16 protein-coding genes and 1 riboswitch are annotated in these 23667 nt (G+C 42.2%); of the genes, 10 read left to right on the top strand and 6 right to left on the bottom strand.

Features of this window, described 5'->3' with window-relative positions:
* Positions 1–143: 143 nt before the first annotated feature.
* The 3 genes from ACJROX_RS23790 to ACJROX_RS23780 form a co-directional block, all read right to left on the bottom strand.
* Positions 144–2504, bottom strand: coding sequence for an FdhF/YdeP family oxidoreductase (locus tag ACJROX_RS23790; RefSeq protein ID WP_408011752.1), 2361 nt, complete (start codon positions 2502–2504; stop codon positions 144–146).
* A gap of 124 nt (positions 2505–2628) precedes the next feature.
* Positions 2629–2985: a DUF2294 domain-containing protein gene (locus tag ACJROX_RS23785; RefSeq protein WP_408007686.1), complete on the bottom strand. Its 357-nt coding sequence runs from the start codon at positions 2983–2985 to the stop codon at positions 2629–2631.
* Positions 2986–3055: 70 nt separating this feature from the next.
* Positions 3056–4324 (bottom strand): OFA family MFS transporter, encoded by a 1269-nt coding sequence (locus tag ACJROX_RS23780; RefSeq protein ID WP_408007685.1) that lies wholly within the window; start codon positions 4322–4324, stop codon positions 3056–3058.
* Positions 4325–5044: 720 nt separating this feature from the next.
* On the opposite strand from ACJROX_RS23780, the gene ACJROX_RS23775 reads away from it, so the two are divergent.
* The 4 genes from ACJROX_RS23775 (at position 5045) to ACJROX_RS23760 (ending at position 8879) form a co-directional block, all read left to right on the top strand.
* Entirely contained in the window at positions 5045–5269 is a 225-nt protein-coding gene (locus tag ACJROX_RS23775) for a hypothetical protein (protein WP_408007684.1), read from the top strand.
* Between the two features lie 110 nt (positions 5270–5379).
* On the top strand, positions 5380–6174 hold the full coding sequence (locus tag ACJROX_RS23770; RefSeq protein WP_408007683.1) for a DUF2935 domain-containing protein: 795 nt from the start codon (positions 5380–5382) through the stop codon (positions 6172–6174).
* Between the two features lie 218 nt (positions 6175–6392).
* Positions 6393–8339 carry an aconitate hydratase gene (locus ACJROX_RS23765; RefSeq protein ID WP_408007682.1) on the top strand — a complete coding sequence of 649 codons (1947 nt, stop codon included), beginning with the start codon at positions 6393–6395 and terminating at the stop codon, positions 8337–8339.
* A gap of 363 nt (positions 8340–8702) precedes the next feature.
* Positions 8703–8879, top strand: a complete 177-nt coding sequence (locus ACJROX_RS23760; RefSeq protein WP_408007681.1) for a hypothetical protein — start codon at positions 8703–8705, stop codon at positions 8877–8879.
* Between the two features lie 54 nt (positions 8880–8933).
* Here ACJROX_RS23760 and ACJROX_RS23755 read toward each other — a convergent pair whose 3' ends face one another.
* Entirely contained in the window at positions 8934–9170 is a 237-nt protein-coding gene (locus ACJROX_RS23755) for a hypothetical protein (RefSeq protein ID WP_408007680.1), read from the bottom strand.
* 113 nt (positions 9171–9283) lie between these two features.
* Between ACJROX_RS23755 and ACJROX_RS23750 the strand changes: the two genes are divergently transcribed.
* The 5 genes from ACJROX_RS23750 to ACJROX_RS23730 all read left to right on the top strand — a co-directional run bounded on the left by ACJROX_RS23750 (position 9284) and on the right by ACJROX_RS23730 (position 15680).
* Positions 9284–10909 carry a spore germination protein gene (locus tag ACJROX_RS23750; RefSeq protein WP_408007679.1) on the top strand — a complete coding sequence of 542 codons (1626 nt, stop codon included), beginning with the start codon at positions 9284–9286 and terminating at the stop codon, positions 10907–10909.
* A complete protein-coding gene (locus ACJROX_RS23745; RefSeq protein WP_408007678.1) occupies positions 10906–12114 on the top strand; it encodes a Ger(x)C family spore germination protein in 1209 nt (402 codons plus the stop codon). Before ACJROX_RS23750 ends, ACJROX_RS23745 begins: the two co-directional genes overlap by 4 nt.
* A 19-nt stretch (positions 12115–12133) precedes the next feature.
* The gene (locus ACJROX_RS23740) at positions 12134–13234 is read left to right on the top strand and encodes a GerAB/ArcD/ProY family transporter (protein ID WP_408007677.1); all 1101 of its coding nucleotides are present in this window, start codon (positions 12134–12136) and stop codon (positions 13232–13234) included.
* A 191-nt stretch (positions 13235–13425) separates the two neighbouring features.
* Positions 13426–14349: a thermonuclease family protein gene (locus ACJROX_RS23735; RefSeq protein ID WP_408007676.1), complete on the top strand. Its 924-nt coding sequence runs from the start codon at positions 13426–13428 to the stop codon at positions 14347–14349.
* A gap of 581 nt (positions 14350–14930) precedes the next feature.
* The gene (locus tag ACJROX_RS23730; RefSeq protein ID WP_408007674.1) at positions 14931–15680 is read left to right on the top strand and encodes an SDR family NAD(P)-dependent oxidoreductase; all 750 of its coding nucleotides are present in this window, start codon (positions 14931–14933) and stop codon (positions 15678–15680) included.
* A 335-nt stretch (positions 15681–16015) separates the two neighbouring features.
* On the opposite strand, the gene metH is transcribed toward ACJROX_RS23730, so the two are convergent.
* Positions 16016–19474 carry a methionine synthase gene (gene metH / locus ACJROX_RS23725; protein ID WP_408007673.1) on the bottom strand — a complete coding sequence of 1153 codons (3459 nt, stop codon included), beginning with the start codon at positions 19472–19474 and terminating at the stop codon, positions 16016–16018.
* Positions 19467–21323, bottom strand: a complete 1857-nt coding sequence (locus ACJROX_RS23720) for a bifunctional homocysteine S-methyltransferase/methylenetetrahydrofolate reductase (RefSeq protein WP_408007671.1) — start codon at positions 21321–21323, stop codon at positions 19467–19469. The genes metH and ACJROX_RS23720 overlap by 8 nt, the downstream gene beginning before the upstream one ends.
* 101 nt (positions 21324–21424) lie before the next feature.
* Positions 21425–21540, bottom strand: a riboswitch (SAM riboswitch).
* A 626-nt stretch (positions 21541–22166) separates the two neighbouring features.
* Here ACJROX_RS23720 and ACJROX_RS23715 point away from each other — a divergent pair.
* Positions 22167–23546 carry an ABC transporter substrate-binding protein gene (locus ACJROX_RS23715; protein ID WP_408007670.1) on the top strand — a complete coding sequence of 460 codons (1380 nt, stop codon included), beginning with the start codon at positions 22167–22169 and terminating at the stop codon, positions 23544–23546.
* The last annotated feature ends 121 nt before the right edge of the window (positions 23547–23667 follow it).

Here is a 23667-nt window from a genome sequence, read left to right as displayed (position 1 = left end):
GTCGTTTAGACCTTTTTAAGATAAATCGAGATAAAAAATAAAAAGCCCCTTTAAGCAGGGGCTTTCATTCACACTAAAGAAACTAGGGCTTTCTTCAGTATAAGGGCAACTAAGGTTGGCTCAGCCAAGTTTTCTTTATATTTTTAACTTGGGGCATCCACTTCCAGGTCTTCAATGACTTTTTCTTGGTATTGTATATCTTTACGGGCATTATAACGTTCCGCTTTTTCTACTGTGACGGTTATATTATAGTCTGGGATTCCGGCGAATTTCTCATATCTACCTCTAGGTAATAAGAAGTTTCCTTCGGGGAAATGAACTTCTAAATTCCCCCTTGCGATATCCACGAATTTCGCTCTGCCTTGGAAGACGCCGAAACCATTATAAACGACGATTCCTTCACCCTCAGCGATACTCAAATCATTAGCGTCTTCAGCATTCATCAATACGTCATAACGCTCAGCTTTATTGAATGGATCTGTTTCTTTATAGACCATGGAGTTGAACTGTTTGCCTCGTCGGGAGGTGACGACGAATTGTCCTTCTTTATTCTCTAGATCCGGAATGTTGACAGGAATCAAGTTCCCTCTTCCATCTGGAGTAGGGCAGATTCCGCCTTCGCATAACCAGGCACCCCCCCATTGAAATACATCACCTTTTTTCTTCAGGTGTTGAATTCCGTCGTAGTCCTTGTTAGCGATCGCAATTTCATCCCGTATTTCTTGACCTGTCTTAAAATCAACTAAGTGAGCTGTTTCAGGCTTTATACGTTTCGCAAGATCGATGTAGATTTTCCATTCGGAACGTGCTTCTTCAATCAGATTTTTATTTCCTTTGATTTCTGGAGAGAAGTAGACCATACGCTCAGTAGATGTAGACGTTCCGCCGCCGTCTTGTTCATACCTTGTTTTCGCGGGAAGTACGATTACAGCTTCTTTCGCATCAACCAAAGTCGACGTGTTCAGTATGATATCCTGGTGTACACGGATATCCAATTCCGATAATGCTTTCTCGACAAAATCAGGATCGGGCATCGTCTCCAGGAAGTTTCCGCCTGATAGATAGTACAGCTTGATTTTCCGTTCATGGTCATCTGGAAGGACGATATTTTCAAGTGTAACGCCTACGATGTCACCCTGCCATTTCGGTATCTCGAAGCCCCAAATCTGTTCCATACGTTTGATGTTTTCGGGATCGAAACCACTTCCCGGTAATACAAATGGATCCGCTCCCATTTCACCAGAACCTTGTACAGAAGAATGACCACGGAATGGCATTAGACCGTTGTTTTTACGGCCTAAAAATCCGCGTAAAAGGGCAAGATTCGCTACCTGGGAAATGTTGTCTGTTGCAAAGGAATGCATCGTCAATCCCAGCGCCCATGCAAATACAGCATTTTTACTTTTTGCCAGCAGGACGGATAATTGAATGATCCGCTCTTTTGAAATTCCTGAAGATTTGATGATTTCCTCCCATGATTGCTCTTGCACCTGTGTTTTAAGTTCATCATATCCATTGACATGTTCTTTGACAAAAAGGTGATTGATCGCTGAACCATGTTCGGTTTCTTCCATTTCAAACCAATGCTTCATGATACCCTGCATGAAGGCAATGTCCCCGCCAACATTCACTTGATAGAAATCGTCTGCAATTTTTGTTCCGAATAAGGCAGATTCAGTATTTGATGGAATCCAATATTTGTCCATTGCAGGTTCTCTGTATGGATTTACAACGATGATTTTAGTCCCTCTTTTTTTCGCTTCCAACATATATTTCGTTGAAACGGGTGAACTGTTTGAAGCGACACTTCCCCAGAACATCAATACATCTGTCCCGAACCAATCCTGATAATTGGCAGTGGAAGCACCAACACCGATTGAACGCTTCAATGCTGTCTTACTCGGTGAATGACATATACGGGATGCATTATCGATATGATTCGTCCCTAAGAAGCGGGTTACTTTCCCTGCGGTGTAATAGGATTCGTTCGTGATTCCTCTTGATGTTAAATAAAATGCATACTGCTTCGGATCCAATGCCTTCATTTTATCAGCGATTATATCCATAGCGTCATCCCACGAAATACGTGAGAACTTTCTTGCCCCTTTACGACGGATAAGGGGATAGGGGATGCGCCCTAATTTCCTCAATTCAGTACTGCTGTATTTACGTAACTGATCAATATCAGCATGAACGATCTCTTCTTTCAATGCAGGCATTGTGTTCAGGCGGAGAACGTTCAACCTGGTAGTACACACATGAGGGCCTTTCAAGGTTTGATCATAAAGTCCAGATACGCCTAATGCGCAGCCATCACAAACACCTTCTGTGATGATACGTGACGCATAGCCGAGATTATCTTTATTTTCCCAAGCAATTTTCATTGTGTCCCGGAAATGTTGTGGTTTAACCTTACCTATGCCAAAGGGAATCGGACTGACCCAATGCTTCGGTTGAGGTGTTTTTGTTGCTTTTATAGGTCCCTGATGTCTGGATACACCCATATACTCATCACTCCTGATGTAAATTTTGACCATTAAAAACCACCGCTGTGTCCTTTCGTTAATAACAAAAGAAACTTAACGGTGGTTGAGTCTTTAACAGGTTCGCTGCCAAGTGCCTAACCTTTTATGAGAATCTATCTTGTATATCATCTTCAAAAACAAAGATCGACATGCCGAAATCACGATCGATATCAATATCTACGAATAAATCTATCAATTTGCATTGTAAAAATTCTTCCATTTCAACTGGAGGATTATTCCGGTACATTTCTTTAACCATTTCCGTTCGAGCAGCGCGAAGCATTTGTTTTCCATCATTCGCACTTGCAATGAACTTTTCTACAGGTGAAAGATTACCCTCCATCTCACAAATTGCCCAGTTCTTACAAAAAGTAGTTGTTATTTTACTTGGTCCTTTACCCATATGCTTTTTTCTGAAAGAGCGAACAAGATTACTGAATTCCGCTTCGTACTTATTCATTGGCTCCTACTTCCTTAATGTTTTTAACATGTAGCGTATTTTACCACACGCTCTCAGCTTATGAAAGAATTTAGCCCGCGATTTTGTTTCCAGTTTCTAGCCCGTTTCTTTCACGGACATTACGGATATCTTTCCTTACGACTAGAGAAACGATCAGGGCAATAACAAACAGACCTGCAAAAAACGTCAAGCTTGTTGCGTAGCTTTGGGTAGTATCTTTCATCCATGCTGCGAACATCGGACCTGCTAAACCAGCTGCGGCCCATGCTGTTAAAATATACCCATGGATAGCACCAAGCTGTTTAGTGCCAAACAAATCTCCGATAAATGCAGGGATCGATGCGAATCCTCCCCCATAGCACGTATAGACGATGGCCAGCATCACTTGGAACAATATCACTGACGATGTATGCGGTAATAGTGCGAAAAGCATGATTTGTAAGACGAAGAATGTTGTATACGTATTCGGGCGTCCGATATAGTCTGAAATAGAAGCCCAACCGATACGACCTAATCCATTGAATAACCCCAGTACACCCACCAGAGCAGCTGCTTCAACAGTTGATAAACCGACACTTTCCTCAGCTAAAGGTTTAGCTGCAGATAAGATCGCGATCCCACATGTAACATTGATGAATAACATCACCCATAAATAATAGAATCGAGGTGTCTTGATCGCTTCATTAGCCGTCAATTGAGAAATATCTTGTGCAATTTTGGTTTTTCCTGATTTGATCTTTTCCTTGAATCCTTCCGGCTCCCAATCTACAGCAGGTTTTTCTAGATATAAAGATGAAGCTGCCATAACGATAAAATAGGAGACACCCAAAATAAAGAATGTATTTGCTGTCCCCACAGATTTGATCAATGTATCCATAACTGGACTAGAGATTGCCGCTGCAAATCCAAAGCCCATGATCGCAAGACCTGTTGCCATTCCTCGGCGATCCGGAAACCATTTGACAAGGGTTGAGACCGGAGCGATATAACCCACACCTAAACCGATTCCACCAAGGACACCATAAAATAAATATAACAGTGGGAGGGAACCGATATTGACCGCAAATCCAGAGCCGAAGATCCCAACTCCGAAAAAGATCGAGGCAAGTAGACCCGCTTTTTTAGGTCCATGCTTTTCCACAAAATGCCCAAGAAAGGCTGCAGATAATCCTAAGAATAAAATGGCTAGACTAAATGTAAATTGTACTTGTTTTGCTGACCACCCAAACTCATTGATCAACGGATTCGTAAAATTGCTCCAAGCATACACAGAACCGATGGAAATATGTATACCAACAGCTGAAGCAGCAATGAGCCATCTGTTTTTCGTCTTTTTCATCACATTCATCCCCTTTACTTTTTGGCTCTGTTAAATTTCACTGTTGATTTTTTGGAAATTAACTCCCTTTCCGCGGGCGATACGCAAGCCTCCTCACTTGCACTTGGACCTCAACACAAAAATGAAATCATTTTCGTGTCTGCGATGAGATTTCTTAGAAGCTTTCCTTATGCTGGCTTCGACGTTCACCAAAGGACGTGGTGGGTGTTAGTCGAAGATCCTTAAATTGTAGGTCGCTGGGTCACCTTACTCGTTTTTCCCGTTGTAGTGTCGCGAATTTCGCTATAGAAAATTATCAACATGACTATTTAACAAAGTCTACGTTTTAAATGTTCTTTGTTGTTTTGGTCAATTCCGTAATAGCACTCCACCTGAACGCCGAAAATCGTAAAAATTCGAAGACAAAATAAAAACTGCCCATCTACCAACAGAGAATCCCATTAAGGTATTCTCCATTAGGGAGATCGACAGTTAGTATTTAGCAGGTTCCGCTACTATCAGACCAACAGTAAATCGCTTTCAAAACTATGTACTATTTTTAACCGATGACAGGGTCGCTATCTCGTATCAAAAATGTTACAGATCTATGAACTTTATTAAATAATAGCATGTTCTGTAAATTTATTTCAATATTAAATTTTTATTTATTGTATTTTTAAAGGAAGATTGCTATTGTGAAAAACACAAAAATTATTAACTGAGAAGAAAGGAGAAAACTTAATGGCATGTAATATTGACCATTCCTTAGAGGATGTTACGAAGAAATTGGAATCCCAATCGGCATTTTTACCAGGCGAATTATACATGAGCAGTGTAAACTTCCTGAATAGTAATCCAACTCAAGAAGAATTGAATGAGTTATTCCATTTACTGAAAAAATACGATTTAGCTCCTCAAGAGGAAAGGATTGAAAGAGATAAAAAGATTACTGGTTTAACCAGATAGGATCTAGAAAAATGATTTCGGCTTCGCAGCTGGAGTCATTTTTTTATAGTCGTCATAAATTCCATCCTTCATTGATATGATTTTATGAGGATCTAAAGGGAGGACGTTGCATGGCTGATTTTGCTAAAACCGCGAAATTCGAACACAGTTTCTGGTTGCAGATACTTGGTGATCACGCCCGCTTCATCCATGACTCACTGGCCCCGGATCAGACACAAGAGATCGCTCAAGCGAATAACTTCATAAAGACCTTCGATCAATTGTTAAACAGAGTCAAGGATGGAGATATGATTGCATTGAGCAAACAAGCTGAAGAAGAGGGCAATAAATTAAGGGAGTTTAAGCTTGATCTGATTAAGCGGCATTTGGTCGGTAAAATCAAAATCGGATTAGGTCCGGCTTTCTTGAATCACATGGTCAATGAGTTAGAAGAGTATTTACGGATTTTACGTTATCTGAAAAAAGGGGAAATTCCACCGACACTCCACGAGCTTCATCATCACCTGATATGGCTGTTGGATGCGGTAGGTCATGCTGGTGCCATTTCTGATAATATGGATCTGATCGAAAAGAAAATCAAAGAGAAGAGTGCCAGTTTTACAAAAGACTTTGAGGCGTTCTATTTGAAAGCGGTTGAATTGGCCGGATTCTTGAGGACAAACCTTTCTACTTTCCCAGCATTGGAGAAGTTCAATGATGACGTTTCTCTCGAAATGAAGCTGTTCATGAATTTTCTTAAAGAAATCGAAGAAATGGAGTTAAGCAAAAAAGCACTGGGTACCTTTGCTCCCTTGATGGCAGATCATATGATGAGGGAGGAGTGTTATTATTTAACGAAACTAGCCGAAGTATCTGATCTATCCCAACCAAAATGCGATCCGACAAAACCACGCTTGAAAGCCTGAAATATATAAATACAAAAAATGGATCAATAAGCCATTCTCACAACCAATAGAGGATGGCTTTATTACTGGAATATGAACGGTTGAAATGGAATTAAATGGGGTACTGCATAAGTAAGAAGGTTGATTGATTTTGAATGAATATTTTCCGCAAAATAACAGAACTTAACATTTAGGTACATATGGATCAATTAACCTAAATCTTGAACGGGGGGAGAAAAATGGCTTTGAACGTTTCCCAAAAATTAATTAAAGATCACTTGATATCAGGCGAGATGAAACCGGGTAACGAAATCGGTCTGAAAATCGATCAAACACTTACCCAGGATGCAACCGGTACTATGGTGATGCTTGAACTTGAAGCAATGAAACTCGATCGTGCAAAAACGGAAGTGTCAGCGCAATATGTCGATCACAATATCATTCAGGAGGATAGCAAAAATCCGGATGATCATTTGTTCTTACAAAGTGCGACAAAGCGCTTCGGTTTATTTTACAGCCGCCCTGGTAATGGAGTCAGTCATCCGGTTCATATGCAGCGGCTAGCTATACCAGGTAAAACCTTATTAGGGTCTGACAGCCATACGTGCGCGAACGGTTGTATGGGCATGCTTGCCATGGGAGCTGGTGGAATTGATGTAGCGATGGCGATTGCAGGAGAACCGATCTATATCAAAATGCCTCAAATCTGGGGGATCAGATTGTCTGGAAAACTCCCCGATTGGGTGAGCGCTAAGGATGTCATTCTTGAACTGCTCCGCCGTCATGATGTAAAAGGCGGAGTTGGAAAAATCATCGAGTACTATGGTCCTGGGCTTAAGGATTTAAGTACGATGGACCGTCACGTCATCGCCAACATGGGTGCTGAGCTTGGTGCAACGACAACCGTTTTTCCATCTGATGATGAAGTGAAGCGGTTTTTGAAGAGCCAAAACAGGGATAATGATTGGGTGGAGCTTTTAGCTGATAAGGACGCAGAGTATGATATTCAAGAGGAAATCGATCTATCAGAACTTGAGCCGATGATTGCAAAACCATCCAGCCCCGGTAATGTTGTACCTGTCAGGGAAGTAGCAGGAGAACCGATTTATCAATCCTATATCGGATCATCTGCTAATCCTGGTTATCGTGATTTTGCCATTGTTGCCGAAATGATGAAAGGAAGAAAGGTTGCAGATGGGGTTTCATTCGACATCAATCCGACGTCACGGCAAATGCTGACTGACCTTGTCGACGATGGTTATATTGGAAGTCTTCTGACTGCTGGAGGAAGGTTGCATCAAGCTGGATGTAACGGTTGTATCGGAATGGGGCAGGCCCCTGCTACCGGCCGGAATAGTTTACGGACGACACCGCGTAATTTTCCAGGACGTTCCGGGACGAGAGAGGACAGCGTGTTCTTATGCAGCCCAGAAACAGCAGCCGCTTCAGCATTGACAGGGAAAATCACTGACCCAAGGACATTGGATATGAAGTATCCAAAAGTGAAAGACCCTGACCATCCGACGGTAGATGATGCGTTATTGAATAAACCACTTCCACCTGAAGAAGCTAAGAAGGTCGAACTTGTGAAAGGCCCGAATATTGCATCGATTCCTGAAATGGATAAACTGCCTGATGAGATGGAGCTTCCAATTTTGCTGAAAATGAAAGATAACATCTCTACGGATGAAATTTTAGCTGGTGGTGCCAGGGTCCTTCCTTACCGAAGCAATCTGCCCGAAATCAGTAAATTCACTTTTGAAATCATTGATGAAACCTACTATAACCGCGCAATGGAAATCCAGAAGCTTGGTGGCCATGCGATTGTAGGCGGCTTCAACTACGGACAAGGTTCAAGCCGGGAACACGCTGCCCTTGCACCAAGGTTCCTAGGATTACGAGTTGCATTAGTCAAAGACTTTGCGCGGATTCATTGGCAAAACCTCGTGAACTTCGGTGTGCTGCCGCTTACGTTCAAAAATGAAGCAGATTATGATCTGTTAGAGGAAGACGACATCATCCAACTGAAAAATCTGAGGACACAACTTAAGGAAGGAAAAGAACTTACCTTGACTTTAAAAGAGAAAGAAAAGGAAGTAAGAGCTGTCCATACCATGTCAGCACGTCAAGTTGATATCATGCTGAAAGGTGGACTGATCAACTGGGAGAGAGACCGACAACATTAAAATAAAGGCTCTGTTAAAGCTCATTGTTGATATATGCAAAATTCACCCTCTTTCCGCGGGCTGAAGAAAAGCGGAAGCGACTCGCTTAGTCACGTAGGTCACTGGAAAACTGACGTGGAGGCTCGAACCAAACAAAGTTCGGTTCTGCGTGGGCTCACACATAAGATGTAAAATCAGTGTGTTGCCGCCGCAGGAAGTTTGATGTGATCCAAGTGACTGGTCGCTGAGCTGGACATCACTTCTCTGCATCCAAGCTGCGGGGTCTTGCCTGGCTCGCTTTTCCCGTAGGAGTGTCTCGGAAAAAATCAACATCACTCTTTTACAAAGCCAAAATAAAAGGAATTTGAGAAAGGAATGAAATCCATGGTTGATCGGAACCAATTATGTAAAGCTTGTGACGGAAGCGGCCTCCTGGCAGATGATGAAAACTGGCAATACAGCTGTACAGTATGTGGTGGTGACGGCATTTTCACTTCTGGAGAAAGACCGGAACCAGATCACCTTTTTCAAGTAGATGAGAACAACCGGACATTGGAATAGAACAACAGGAGAGCCCATTCTTCCTTTGACAAAGGAGATGGGCAGATCTGTTTTTTATTTATTTGTATAAGAAGGTTTGTATTTTTTTAAAATCCATTGTGCGAGTGGTTTTAAAAAAAGCACAGCTGTCAGCAGGATCAATATAGAAACTTCTACAAATTCCATGACCCTGAATGGATTGATCGCATTATCTACAGCTTCTTTAACTGCTACACCTAGAAAAATATCCATACATATTGAAAAGCCCAGCAATATTCCTATTGTAAGGACTGCAATCCAGGTTGGCTTCATTTCGCATCACTCCTCTTTTTAGCTTTTCCAAATCCTTTTGAATTACTTCGAGAAGATTCGCCCAACTATTGTTTAAAAATAATGAATGACTAAAAACAACGAGGTTTTTCATCATGCCAATCAAAATACGCCGGAAAATAAAACGCAAACAAAAGAAATCACAAGCCGAAAAGGAAATTCGCACGTTCAATCTTCCAGACGATGAAATCAGTGAGAATCTGAAAGAAAATATCGAGCAGATACGAACAATCACAGGCAATAGTTCCGACCTTATCATTCGTCCCTTGAAAGGGAATGATATTGTTAACATGACTGCCGTTTATATTGATGGTCTAGTAGACAATCCTACAGTAAATAAATTTGTAGTCGATTCCGTTTTCCAGAATATAGATCCGCAGCCAGAAGGTAAAAAGGATAAGCAAGGACTATTTGAAAGAATTTTTGCTGAGGTCGTCTCCATAGGGGAAGTGAAACAGCTTTCCAATTGGAAGGAAGTTTTTCTGCTGTTGATGGCTGGTAACACAATCTTGTTTGTTGATGACGTTGCCAAGGTTATGGTGATCGATACAAGAGGGGGTAAAAAAAGGAATGTTGAAGAGCCGCCTACTGAAGTATCCATTCGTGGACCGAGAGATGGCTTTACCGAATCGATTCAAACAAATATATCCTTGATAAGACGTAGAATTCAAAATCCTAACCTATGGGTTGAAACGATGAAAATCGGAAGTATGACCCAAACGAGTGTCTCGATCATGTATTTGAATGGGATCGCGAATGAAGAAATCGTCAATGAGGTGAGAGCCCGATTAAAAAAAATAGATGTTGACAGCATTCTGGAATCGGGTTACATCGAACAATTGATAGAAGATCAGACATTGACGACTTTTCCGACACTGTATCATACAGAAAGGCCAGATACTGTTGCAGGTAATGTCCTTGAGGGAAGAATAGCGATCCTTGTGGATGGAACACCCTTCGTTTTACTTGCACCTGCTGTATTCATCCAATTTTTCCAAGCAGTTGAGGACTATTATGCTCGATTTGATATTTCGACCTCCATCCGCTTTTTAAGAGTATTGACCTTTGTTATATCTCTTATTGCACCGGCGTTATATATTGCGGTGACTACCTTCCATCAGGAAATGGTCCCGACAAGGCTCATCATTGCCCTTGCTGCCCAGAGAGAAGCCGTACCCTTTCCAGCCGTTGTGGAAGCGCTATTGATGGAAGTGACCTTCGAGATTCTCAGAGAGGCGGGCATACGTCTGCCGAAGGCAATCGGGTCGACCGTATCCATTGTTGGTGCTCTTGTCATCGGACAGGCAGCGGTAGAAGCAGGTATCGTTTCACCTGCAATGGTCATCATCGTATCAATCACGGCTATTGCCAGCTTTTCTACTCCATCTTATGCGATTGCGATTTCTGCCAGATTGATCCGTTTTATCTTCATGTTGTCGGCAGCTACATTCGGGTTTTATGGAATAGCATTATTGTTCATCTTCATGCTCGTCCATTTATGTAGTTTGAGGTCATTTGGAGTTCCATATATGTCACCGCTGGCCCCGTTGACTCTGTCAAACTTGGGGGATACTATCGTCCGTGCTCCGTTATGGTCTTTTAAACAGCGACCCCGTTTGATCGGAAATCAGAACAATCAAAGGCAAGGAGGTAATCAAAAACCAGGACCTCCTACAAGCCGATCGCTGAAAACCAAAAATGACCAGGGTGATCAACCATGATTCGAAAACTCCGATTGGTTCTTATACCGGCCTTTTCTATTGTTTTGTTAACGGCATGCTGGAGCAAAATAGAATTGAATGAACTGGCGCTGGTTTCTGCGATCGGGATCGATAAGAACGAAGAGGGAGAATATGTAGGTTCATTGCAAATCATCAACCCTGGAAGTGTGGCTGGAAGCAAGATTGGCCAGGGGAGCGCCGGTCCTCCTGTTTCCGTCTATACCTCAACAGACAAGAATCTTGTCGGGCTCAGTCGTGATATCTCGGCAAAAGTTTCTAGAAGACTTTATTATGCACATACGAGTGTCGTAGTGATTGGAGAGGAACTGGCTAGAGAAGAGGGGATCAACAACCTGCTGGATGCTCTCGATCGTGACCCGAACTTCCGTACGACGACTACCATCATTATCGCCAAAAAAACCAAGGCCGTGGATGTAATCAATACCCTGACACCTATTGATCAAATCCCTGCGGATAAAGTGATCAAAATGCTGAAGACTAGTGAAATGATGTCAGGAAAGAACATTGACGCCAAGACTAGACATGTGATAGATGCAATTGCGACGAAAGGGAAAGAACCTGTCATAACAGGTGTTGAAGTAACTGGAGAAGACGGTGGAGAAAAATTAACAAGTATACAGCAAACTGAACCAGAGTCTGTTATCCAGGCAGGAGGAATTGCATTATTCAAAAACGATAAGCTGGTCGATTGGGCAAGGGAAGAGACTGCACGTGGCATCGTTTTTCTCTTGAATAAAGTGAAGCAAACTGCCATCAGCATTGATTGGAATGGAAATGAGGAGGCGGTCGTATACAATATGATCAGGCAAAGCACGAATGTGAAGCCGGTGATTAAAAACGGCAAGCCCGAGATTGACGTGCATGTCAAAGCAGAGGGGAAAATAGGCGAGGTCCAGGTTGCAATGGATTTAACCAATCCTGCTACATTGAAACGTATTGAGCAAGAGGTTAATAAGGAAATCAAAGGCGAACTGTCAAAAGCAATAGAAAAAGCAAAGGAAAACAAGACAGATATATTTGGATTTGGCGAGTCATTCCATAGCACCTATCCTGAACAATGGAGAAGGATGGAAAAAGAGTGGAACGATACCTATTTCCCTGAGCTGAAAGCCAATATCAAAGTAGAATCGTTCATCCGCCGGACAGGTTTAAGGAATAAACCTTATCTAATAGATACTAAATGATGGAAAGTGTGGATTTTAAGTGGAAAAAGCGAAGATAGATGCGATCCAGCTGTTCATTTTGATCTTTCTTTTTGAATTGGGAAGTGCATTGCTGGTTCCTCTAGCGATTGAAGCAGAGGAGGATGCATGGATTGCCATCTTTTTTGGGCTGGCAGGCGGCATCCTTATGTTTTTAATCTATCATGCTTTGTATCAAAACTATCCAGATTCATTGCCGACTCAATATATGCGAAAAATAATCGGGAAATATTTAGGATGGTTGCTGGGGTTTGCTTACTGCATGTACTTTTTATACCTGTCCGCAAGGGTGTTGAGGGATTTTGGATCAATGCTGTTGACAGTCGCTTATCATGAGACCCCGCATTTCATAGTCAATCTGTTGTTGATTTTGCTCATTATTTATACCGTTTATCAAGGTATCGAAGTGATGGCTAGGACAGGTGAATTACTATTCGTCATATTGTATGTACTTGCCGTTTCCGGGTTCATTTTAATTGTAAGTTCCGGACTGATCGATTTAAGCAACTTAAAGCCAGTCTTGGAGGATGGGTTCCTTCCAATTGTAAAAGTAGCGATTACACAAACCATTTATGTCCCTTTTGGGGAAGCGATCGCTTTTTCTGTAATTCTTCCTTACTTGAACAATCCGAAAAAGGCGAAAAAGGTCGGAATCTTCGCTTTATGCCTTAGTGGAATCAATCTTATGATTGTAATGGTCATGAATATATCGGTTTTAGGTGTCAACCTTACGAAGCGTTCCCAATTTCCTTTGCTTACGACAATACAAAGTATACAAATAGCGGATTTTTTAGAGCGGTTAGATGTTTTCTTCATGCTTGCCCTTATTATCGGTATATTCATTAAAATATCGATATTCTTCTATGCTGCAGTAATTGGAATGGGGGATCTATTCAAGGTAACTAAAGTCAAACAATTGATCTATCCTCTCGGACTAGTCGTTCTACTATTATCGAATTCGATTGCTAGCAATATCTCTGAGCATATTAAAGAAGGACTGGTCATCGTACCGATCATTTTACATTTTCCGTTCCAAATTCTGTTTCCGCTTTTACTGCTCCTCATCGTTTATTTGAAGAAACGAAAGAAAAACAAATCGTGATTTCATAACGTGGATGGAACCCCAAAGCAAGAGTCAGAAAAGAATGGCGGCAGGTTATTCATTTGAAGGTCTTTAGTCATGCTTTCTGGATAGCTATAAATAAGTACCTTAGAATTGTTTTTTGAGAGATTGAAGTTAATTTGCTTATTATGATTTAAACTGGAGGTAATACATGAAAGAGGGTGAGATGATTGACAAATAATCTTGAAGTGAGAATTGCAGATTTGGTTGATCTTGAAAACAGAGATTTGAAAGGACAAGATATCACTGTAAAAGGATACCTTGCTGGAAAGCCCGATGAGTCGCTTGATGATGGATACAACTATCCTTTCATTGATCAGGATTTGAATGGGATACTCGTCAAATCGAGAAACAAGCTTGAAAATCTTGAGTCTGGCCAATGGTTCCACGTAAGCGGGAAACTGGATCATACTCACCAGCAAGAATTGCATGTCACCTCCGATGCAGATGTAAGTAAATTTAGAACTCAGTTGGAAACTCCTTCTTACTCACGACAATTTTCATCCTCGGTAAAAAAGGTTGTAGATGGCGACACGATCCATCTGGAAACTCCTGTATTAGGTACGACGAAGGTCCGTTTTGTATCTATAGACACTCCTGAAACAAACTATCAAGGTGATTCCCAGGGTTATTATGCAGAAGAAGCAACTAGACAGCTTCAAAACCTTTTACCTGAAGGGGAAGACGTATCAATCCGAGTTGGTGATGAAGCCTTCGATCAATATGGACGGCTACTCGCGATTGTTCGGAAAGACGAACAGAACATTAATATGGAAATGATTAGAATCGGCATGGCAGTTCCGTATTTCATCTATCCGAATTTGGACAACTTAGAAGAATATGGCGATGCTGTTGTCAGAGCAAAAGAAGCAGGGAAAGGTATATGGAATCCTGACCGACCGATCGATGAACTTCCTTACGAATTCCGATTCAACAAACGGGGCGGACCGAATAAATTTGTAGGGCATTATGAAACGAAACGATATGTTGACCCGGAAAAATGGGAGAGTATCCCTATTGAACACCGTGTCTTCTTTTTAAAAGAAAAGGATGCAATTGATGCAGGATATGAGAAAGAATCATCTGGATGTTGATTAGAAAGGATGAATCCCGCCTTTGATGGCGGGATTTTTCATGATTACGCATATATTTGTGTAATTGGCTTATAAATTTGAAAATCCGCTTATAAAATAAAAAATCGGCTTATAAAGACATGAAAAAACTTTCTAGGCTTCTATTAAAGGATAATCAACCATTTGATGCAGATATCCTTAAAAGGTTTAAGATTTCTCTAGAAGCGTTAAATAAAAGGGGTTTTTTGTAAGAATTGCTCCACTATATCGATGAAAAGGCAATTCGGAAAATGGATTTGTACGAATTGCGAGTATGTTGATTTTGAAGCACACACATATTCCATGTATGAGATTACGTTCTTCTTATAAACCCATACATAACGAATCGTGAATTTCGAAATTTCCTCCAATTCCTTCGAGAGATATAGAATCCAAACTATTGACTGCAATGGACTTGAAAAAATCCGGCAACAATAAAGGATATGAATTAGAATACGTAGAGAACGTTTATTTTAAAAATTAAATCAAGCATTTCAGTTGTTGTTTAAATCGTGATTTGAAAAACTTAAACTAACAGTTTCGAATAGAGAGGAGCATGAATGGTGTCATTCAAAAACAAGGTGGTCATTGTAACGGGCGCTGCTATTGGGATCGGAAAGGCGATAGCAAAAGAATATGCTGCAAACGGGGCAAAGGTTATAGGTGCCGATCTTGATGAATCGAACGGGAAACGAGTGGTTGAAGAGATCGCCCAACAAGAGGGAGAAGCATATTTCCTCAAAACGGATGTAAGGAAGGAGACCGATGTGATCAGCCTGATCAATCAGACGAAGAGTGAAGCAGGAAGAATCGATATACTGATCAATAATGCAGGGGTTTCAGAATTCAAATCGCCTTACGAACTCACGATAGAAGAATGGGATGATGTCCTCAATACCAATTTGAGAAGTATCTTCCTTTGTTCGCGCGAAGCAGCCAAACATATACGGGAGAATGAAAAGGGTGGGGCGATCATCAATATTGCATCTACTCGTGCAAGCATGTCTGAGCCGAACTCTGAAGCTTATGCCGCATCAAAGGGCGGAATCGTCTCGATCACCCATGCGCTCGCTGCTTCTTTTACAACAGACAAGATTACGGTCAATGCCATTTCTCCTGGGTGGATCGAAACCGGAAACTATGAAAATCTGAGAGAAATCGATCACGAACAGCATCTATCCAAGCGTGTCGGAAGGCCGGAGGATATTGCCAGCGCTTGTTTATACTTGACTGATGAAAAGAATGACTTCGTAACCGGGGTAAACCTCGTCATCGACGGCGGTATGACAAGAAAAATGATATACGAACACTGAATCCAGTCGATAGAGGAATAAAAATGATCCCGACCTGAACATGGCCGGGATCATCCTTACATTTAGCTCTACGGGGGACTTTTAATTGTGATCGTTTTTTAGGAGTGTCGCTAATTGACAGAAATTTAGCGTACACTAGAGACCTTATATGTGAACAACTCCATATTTTCAAAGGGTTAACGGACGCCAGAGACCTTATTTATATGAATTCATGGAAAACGGGTTTGTCACAGATAAGAGCCTGTATGTCCGTTAGGAATGCAAACCTTTGATCCTTCTCAGCAGCAACCAGTTTGGCCTGGAAAGGCGAGAGACACGTTCTTTCTTAAAAGTTTTCAGTCTCCATTCATCACATTGAAATAGCGTGCTTCTGGATGCGCGAATACGATTGCTGAGACAGAAGCTTCTGGTTCCATCATACAGCCGTCTGTCAACTCTATTCCAATTTCTTCAGGCCTGATCAGTTTGAACAACTTCTTCTGATCCTCCAATTCTGGACAAGCAGGATATCCGAATGAGAAGCGCTGGCCTTGATACCGAGCTGAAAACCGCTCTCTCATCGTAAAATCGACTGGATCCGGGAACCCCCATTGGTCACGGATCTGCTGATGGATAAGTTCTGCAAATCCTTCGGCGGTTTCCAGTGCCAGGGCTTGGAGTGCATGGCTTTCCAAGTATCGGCCAGCGTCTTTCATCTGAGTGGCGAGTTGCCGGATCCCTCTTCCTGCAGTGACGGAAAAGAAGGAGACATAGTCCATGATTCCGCTTTCCTTCGTTTTCAAATAATCAGCCAAGCATAAATGCGGCTCTTTAGGCTGTCTTGGAAACTCGAATTGTTCGATGACTCTCGTATGATCTTCCGGATCATAGATCAAGACCGTTTCATCGTCGGCTTGAGCCGGGAAAAACTGATAGACTGCAGCTGGCTTAATCAGATCTTTCTCCTTTGCCTTAAGCAGGAGTTGATCAACGACTTCTTTGACGTTAAGTGCTCTCTTGTCTTTTTCTTCTAGTAACCTCGAAACCTTGCCTTTCACTCCGAGGTGATGTCCCAATAGCATTTGCCAGTTGATGTACGGTTCGATATGGGAGATTGAATGATTCTTCAAGACATGTCTCTTCGTATCCCTCGGTATGAAGACTTGAACTTCTCTCGAGACTTTAGATCGGACTTTTACAGCCACGCCGGTACCGCCTCCGGAATCTGTTTGAAGAACTGGCTCTGCGGTGTTCCTTTTCTTCTCTTCATGAGCACCGATAAGCTCTTCGAATTCGGCTGGTGTTTGGATCTGGTTTGCAAGGGAAAGTCCTGTCATCGCATCCTTTGCATACAAGACGAGCCCATCATATCCGTTTGAAATTTTCGTATCTGTAAATTTCCTAGATAACGCAGCACCGCCGACCATGATAGGTGTTGAAATGTCGGCTTGCTTCATGTCACTAGCGGTGATCACCATCTGCTGCGCAGATTTTACCAACAGTCCAGAAAGGCCGATGATATCCGGTTTTTCTTTTCTCACTGCTTCGATCAAGTCAACAGGGGTGACTTTGATCCCTAAATCAACGACATCAAAGCCGTTGTTACTGAGGATGATATCCACCAGGTTTTTCCCAATATCATGAACATCACCCTTGACGGTGGCCAGAATAATCTTTCCTTTTGAAGACGCGGTATCTTCCTTTTCCATATAAGGTTCTAAAAAGGCGACAGATGCTTTCATCACTTCCGCGCTTTGAAGCACCTCGGCAACGATGAGTTGATTGTCGTTGAAAAGACGGCCGACTTCCTTCATGCCGTCCATCAACGGCCCATTGATGATGTCCAACGGTTTATCGTATTTTTCCAACGCTTTCTCGAGATCTGGTATGAGACCTTCCTTCGTACCCTCGACAACATAAAACGAAATTCTTTCTTCCAGCGTCATTTTAGGAAGCAACGATTTAACTTCTTTCTTTTTCCCTCTATAAAATTCAGTGAATTTGGCTAGCACTTCATCCGTAGTGTTGAAAAGCAGGTCTTCAGCCATCCGGATCTCTTCCTGAGGAATCGAAGCGAATCGTTCGAGCTTCTCCGTATTGACGATGGCATAGTCCAATCCAGCTTGGGTACAGTGATACAGATACACAGCATTCAAAACTTCTCTTCCGACAGGAGGCAAGCCGAATGAGACATTGCTTACGCCTAAAATCGTCAGGCAATCTGGGAATTGTTCTTTGATGAGACGGATCCCCTCGACGGTTTCTTTTGCTGACCCTATATATTGTTCATCCCCGGTTCCGACAGGAAACACTAATGGATCGAAAATGATATCGGTAGGGGAAAGCTTGTATTTATTGACTAAAAGGTCATAAGAACGTTTTGCGATTTCAAGCTTCCGTTCAACCGAAACACCCATGCCTTTTTCATCAATCGTCCCGACGACTACTGCACCCCCGTATTTATGAAGGAGGGGGACGACACTTTCGAATCGCTCTTCACCATCTTCAAGGTTGATCGAATTGATGATGGACTTACCTTGGGAATATTTCAGAGCGGTTTCGATCACATCTTCGTCTGTAGAGTCGATGACGAGAGGAACCTTCACTTTCTTGACGACCTCTTGGATGAACGCTTCCATATCCTCTTGTTCGTCACTGTCAGGATCCGCCAGACAAATATCGATTACGTGTGCACCTCTTTTGACTTGAGCTCTTGCAATTTCAGCAGCTTCTTCAAACTTCTTTTCTGCGATCAACCGTTTGAATTTCCGGGAGCCGATAACGTTTGTTCTTTCGCCAACCATGATCGGTCGCAAATCTGGACTGTCATATAAAAATGGCTCGATCCCGGAGACCATGTGAAGTTCTTTTTCAGGTAGTTCACGCGGTTTGTAAACGGCAAGCTTTGCGGCGATTGCCTTGATATGTTCAGGTGTAGTGCCACAGCATCCGCCTACAATATTGAGCCACCCCTTTTCTGCAAAACCAGCAAGCTTTGTTGCCAGGGACTCTGGGGTTTCATGATACTGGCCTTCTTCATCAGGAAGTCCTGCGTTAGGGTAGCAGCTGATTGCTGACGTTGATAAATCAGAAAGGGCACGTACATGATCCTGCATGAATTCTGGTCCGGTGGCGCAGTTCAAGCCGACAGCGATCGGGTTCATATGTTTCAGCGAGATATAGAACGATTCAATCGTCTGGCCAGCAAGGGTGGTCCCCATCGGCTCAATCGTACCGGAAACGATCAATGGAACGGTCCGCCCCGTCTCCTCAAAAGCTTTCTGGATGCCTGAAAAACCAGCTTTTACGTTGAGCATATCCTGACTCGTTTCGAGAAGAAGCAGGTCAACATCCCCATCTAAAAGACCTCTCGCTTGTTCAGCGTATGAATCCGTCAGTGCGTCAAAGGTCGTTCCACCTGTGACACTTAGCGTTTTCGTAGTCGGTCCGAGAGCTCCAGCTACGAACCTCGGCCGATCTGGGGTTGAAGCTTTCTTGGCAGCCTTTTTGGCGATTTCGGCTCCTATTTTATTGATTTCATAGGCTCTGTATCCGAGTTCGTATTCATCCAACACGAGGCTTGTGCCACCGAATGTATTTGTTTCGATGATATCTGCACCCGCTTCGAGATAGGTCGTATGGATGGATTCGATCAGGTCTGGCGTAGTGATGTTCAAGTATTCATTACATCCATCATAAAATTCCCCGCCAAAATCGTCAGGGGTCAACTGGGCTTGTTGCAGCATCGTCCCCATCGCACCATCCATGATCAGGATTCTTTTTTGTAATTGTTGTTCAAATTGTTGATTAGACATTTTGTAGCCTCCTAGATGACTGGTTAAGATGATGTTCGTGTGCGTAGCGGGCAAGCTCTACTGTCATTGAGTATCGCATGAACGGCGTAACAAGGTAAATGCCGTTGAATAATCCGATTGCGGTATCGAGAAGGGATTTGGCGATTTTAACGCCCTCCTGACTAGCGCGTTTACGATCATCCTTGTATCTCGCCATACGTTCTCGAACCTCCGATGATAGCTTGATACCAGGCACTTCATGATGGAGGAAATCCGCATTCTTACTGCTTGTGAGCGGCATGATTCCGATATATATTGGAACATCCAAATGTTTGACAGCCTCATGGATTTCCAGCAGTTTTTCCTTTGAAAAGACGGGCTGGCTGATGAAATAATCTGCCCCGCACTCTATTTTCTTTTCCAAGCGCTCGACAGCTTTATCGATGTAGCGGACATTCGGGTTAAACGCAGCCCCGATAGAAAAGTTCGTTCTTTGATCAAGTTCTTTTCCTGATAACGAAATCCCCTGGTTGAACTGTTTAATGATTTTGATCAGCTCGAATGAGGTTACATCATAGACAGAAGATGCGCCTGGAAAATCCCCTACTTTTGTCGGATCACCAGTCACCGCAAGTACGTCACGTATGCCGAGTGTATGAAGCCCCATAATGTGTGACTGCAAGCCGATCAAGTTCCGATCCCGGCAAGTGATGTGGATAAGAGGACGCAGCCCGATCTGTTCCTTCACGATGGATCCGACGGCAGTGTTGCAAATACGGGGAGATGCTAAGGAGTTATCAGCAAGTGTAATCGCATCGATCCCCGCTTCCTTTAGTGCTCTTGCTCCTTCCATATAACGCGTAGTATCCAATTTTCTTGGTGAATCCAATTCAACAATGATCGATTGCCCGTCTTTCACTTTTTCATGCAGCGGTGGAGGTCCTGGCTGTGCGGGTGGTTGTACTGCAGTTTTAACAGTCTGTCTCGGTTTGACTTCTTTTTCTTTTACAGGTGACAATGATTCAAGCTCATTAGAGAAAGCCTGTATATGAGCAGGAGTCGTACCACAGCATCCTCCTAATAATCGTATTCCTTGTTCACGGAAGGAACGGGCACATTCTTTAAAGTAATCCGCATCACTTTCATACTGGAGCTTTCCATCCACATAGGAAGGCAGGCTTGCATTCGGATAGGCTGACAGGTAAGCATGCTTCGGAAGAGGGACTTCTTCCAAAGTCGATAGCATATGATAAGGACCGAGCCGGCAGTTGATTCCGATTATATCGGCTCCGTGTGTTTCCAGTTTTTCGAAAGCTTCTGTGATGTGTGTCCGATTTTGCATATAACCGGTCTCTTCCAATGAGACTTGCGCAATAATTGGTAATGACGTCTCTTTACGGGCGATGGTTAGGACCGTTTCTAATTCATTTAGATCATAAAAGGTTTCTAGTAAAAGACCATCTACATTTTCCGAAAGGAGGCAATATAATTGCTCTCGAAAGGTACGTTTGATTTCCTCCATGTTGATCGTGTGAGGTTTGATGCCTCGGATCCCTCCGATCGTACCCACGACATATGCGTCATCATCGGCAGCTTTCTTCGCCAATCGAACGGCAGCTGTGTTGATCTCTTTCACTTGATCCTGCAAGCCGTATCGCTCGAGCTTAATGTAGTTGGCGGCATAAGTATTCGTCTGGATGATACCAGCACCAGCATCGATATAAGCACGGTGAATATTAAAGATTTGTTCTGATTGTGAAAGGTTCAGCTCTTCAAAACATCGGTCCGATCCATATGAATGGAGCAGCGTCCCCATCGCTCCATCACCGATCAATATTTTATCGTGCTTTAATTCATCTAAAATTCCCATCTGAATCCCCCTGAAATATTTGTAATTTCGTAGCCTGGCTGATTTTTCAAAAAGAAAAAAGCCTTCTATAAGAAGAAGACTTTAGTATCGACGTGTCGTTCTTCTTATCTTCACAAGCGGAAAACCACTTGTTGGAATTAGCACCTTTTCAATGTTCGGAACACTGATGGTTGCTGAGGTTTCATAGGGCCATTCCCTCAACCTCTCTGGATAAGAAACAGAATTTTTAAATTTCATTAAATTTACAACAAAACGCAGGAAACTTCAACCCTTTTTAAAGAAAAACTAAAAGCTTTTTAAGCCCTTTTAACCGATTGAAAAACTAGGTATTACCTGTATTCAAAAACTGTGTAAAAGGCTTTCCAGATCAAAACGCGAGAATTCATTGAATTAAAAATTTAGAAAATTTTCAAAAAACTATTGAATTGAAAAGGCTTTCATGATAATTTTTAATATAAGGTTATCGAAACGTTTCGACGAAATACATGCTTGATTTCAAAAATTGATGGGTATTGAGATTTTATTATCCATTATTTAAAGGTGAAGAAGATCAATATAAAAGATCATAAAAACTAGGATAATAGTAGCAGTAACTATTGTTATGATGGGGTATTTCCACCATGAGCCATAAGAATCCACTTTTGTACTCACTTAAAAAGAATATTAATTTCATTATTTTCCCCTTTTCTGAGAGGGTAAAAATATTAGTTTTTATCGATACGTTTCAATTTGTCGTCAGGTTCTGAAATGGGCAATCCAAAGCTGAGATAAAAGGGGGGCTGTAGTTTTTAATAACTGGTTACACGTGCCTGGTACAAAAAAAACAAAAAGTGAGGGATTAGATTGAAGGTTAAACCGCTATTCCAATGCTTATTAGTTGTATTGCTTATCCTAGTTGCGGGGTTGGCAGGATGCTCCAGCAATGAAGGAGCAAATTCTGAAACTGAAAATTCAAATGGAAATTCCGAGAAGGACGAGTCTGCTACTGATTCCGATGAAAAAATAACGATTACATATGGAACATGGCAGGAGGATAAAGAAGTCGATCAGGTTATCAAAGCATTTGAAGCTTCACATCCAAATATTAAGGTAAAGAAAGATAAATCACTTGGATGGCCTTGGAATGAAAAACTCTCTGCTGCTGCGGCTGCAGGTAAATTACCGGATGTATTTTGGACCTTTGGTGTGCCGACAGCAGTTACAAACGGATGGCTTGAAGATTTGACACCATATTTAGAAAAAGATGATAACTACGATCCTGAGAAAACGTTTGAAAGTATCCTCCAAACCGCTAATTATGATGGGCATCAATACGCGATGCCACATTCGATGCATGCAATCGTGATGCTTCTTAATACGGATTTATTTGAAAAAGAGAATGTTCCTGTACCGGATAGCAGCTGGACTTTAGATGATTTAAGGAAATCATCTGTCCAATTGACCAATTATAATGAACACCAATTCGGTTTTCTGAATCCTAGAGCTTACCGTGAAGTACTGCCTGTTCAATTCGATAATTCACTTGAATGGGGAACTTGGGATGGGGAGCAGTACAATTTCAGTTCTGCAGCCTACGTAGATTCACAAAATTATATCAATACGTTATGGAATGAAGATAAAGTCAGTCCATCCGTTTATACACAAGAAGAAAGAGATAAGTGGTACGGAAAGGACAAGGATCCATGGACACTTGGAAAGGTGGGGATCCGTTATGATGGGACGTGGGGCTTGACTGGAAATACGGAAAACAACAAATTCAACTGGACTGTGCTCCCGATTCCTGGCATTGACGGACATAGAGTTCCTTTAGTTGCTGATTACGTAGGGATTTCTAAAAGTTCGAAACATAAAGAAGCTGCGTATGAATTCTTGAAATGGTTGACCTTCTCCAAAGAAGGGTGGTTTGACCGTAAAGATGCAGGAGTACCAGTAGCAAGAAGTATCCCGCTCATCAATGATGAAGAGATATGGGAGGCTTATCTAAGTGACGAAGCCGTGCCTGCAGAGATGGAAGAAATCATCAAAGAAATCCCGAATGGTACGGTCGATCCTCTTAAAGCACACCCTGGCTATACGGAAGCACTCAATATCATCGGACCAATGAATGAAAAGTTCGATAAGGGTGAAGCCAAACCAAGTGATGTAGGTGCTGAAATGGACCAGAAAACCAATGCAACCTATGAAAAGGCCAAGGAGAAATTGAACGAAGTGATTGGTGAATGATAAACCACAAACAAAAATGGATGGGGTTTAGTTTTCCCCATCCAAAATTTATTTCAATAAAAGTAAGAATAAATATTTCCTCAGTATAAGTGCACAAGCTTGTAACTTCGAAAGCTGAACA

Source organism: Pseudalkalibacillus sp. A8 (genome assembly GCF_045920555.1).
In the GTDB taxonomy this organism is placed as follows: Bacteria; Bacillota; Bacilli; order Bacillales; family Fictibacillaceae; genus Pseudalkalibacillus.
The sequence above is the reverse complement of the archived record's forward strand: the minus strand, read 5'-3'. Positions and strand labels throughout refer to the sequence as shown.

Bases quoted from the DNA above. Each gene is read 5' to 3' on its own strand.
- ACJROX_RS23790 (WP_408011752.1), bottom strand. From the start codon at position 2,504: ATGGGTGTATCCAGACATCAGGGACCTATAAAAGCAACAAAAACACCT.
- ACJROX_RS23785 (WP_408007686.1), bottom strand. From the start codon at position 2,985: ATGAATAAGTACGAAGCGGAATTCAGTAATCTTGTTCGCTCTTTCAGA.
- ACJROX_RS23780 (WP_408007685.1), bottom strand. From the start codon at position 4,324: ATGAAAAAGACGAAAAACAGATGGCTCATTGCTGCTTCAGCTGTTGGT.
- ACJROX_RS23775 (WP_408007684.1), top strand. From the start codon at position 5,045: ATGGCATGTAATATTGACCATTCCTTAGAGGATGTTACGAAGAAATTG.
- ACJROX_RS23770 (WP_408007683.1), top strand. From the start codon at position 5,380: ATGGCTGATTTTGCTAAAACCGCGAAATTCGAACACAGTTTCTGGTTG.
- ACJROX_RS23765 (WP_408007682.1), top strand. From the start codon at position 6,393: ATGGCTTTGAACGTTTCCCAAAAATTAATTAAAGATCACTTGATATCA.
- ACJROX_RS23760 (WP_408007681.1), top strand. From the start codon at position 8,703: ATGGTTGATCGGAACCAATTATGTAAAGCTTGTGACGGAAGCGGCCTC.
- ACJROX_RS23755 (WP_408007680.1), bottom strand. From the start codon at position 9,170: ATGAAGCCAACCTGGATTGCAGTCCTTACAATAGGAATATTGCTGGGC.
- ACJROX_RS23750 (WP_408007679.1), top strand. From the start codon at position 9,284: ATGCCAATCAAAATACGCCGGAAAATAAAACGCAAACAAAAGAAATCA.
- ACJROX_RS23745 (WP_408007678.1), top strand. From the start codon at position 10,906: ATGATTCGAAAACTCCGATTGGTTCTTATACCGGCCTTTTCTATTGTT.
- metH (WP_408007673.1), bottom strand. From the start codon at position 19,474: ATGTCTAATCAACAATTTGAACAACAATTACAAAAAAGAATCCTGATC.
- ACJROX_RS23720 (WP_408007671.1), bottom strand. From the start codon at position 21,323: ATGGGAATTTTAGATGAATTAAAGCACGATAAAATATTGATCGGTGAT.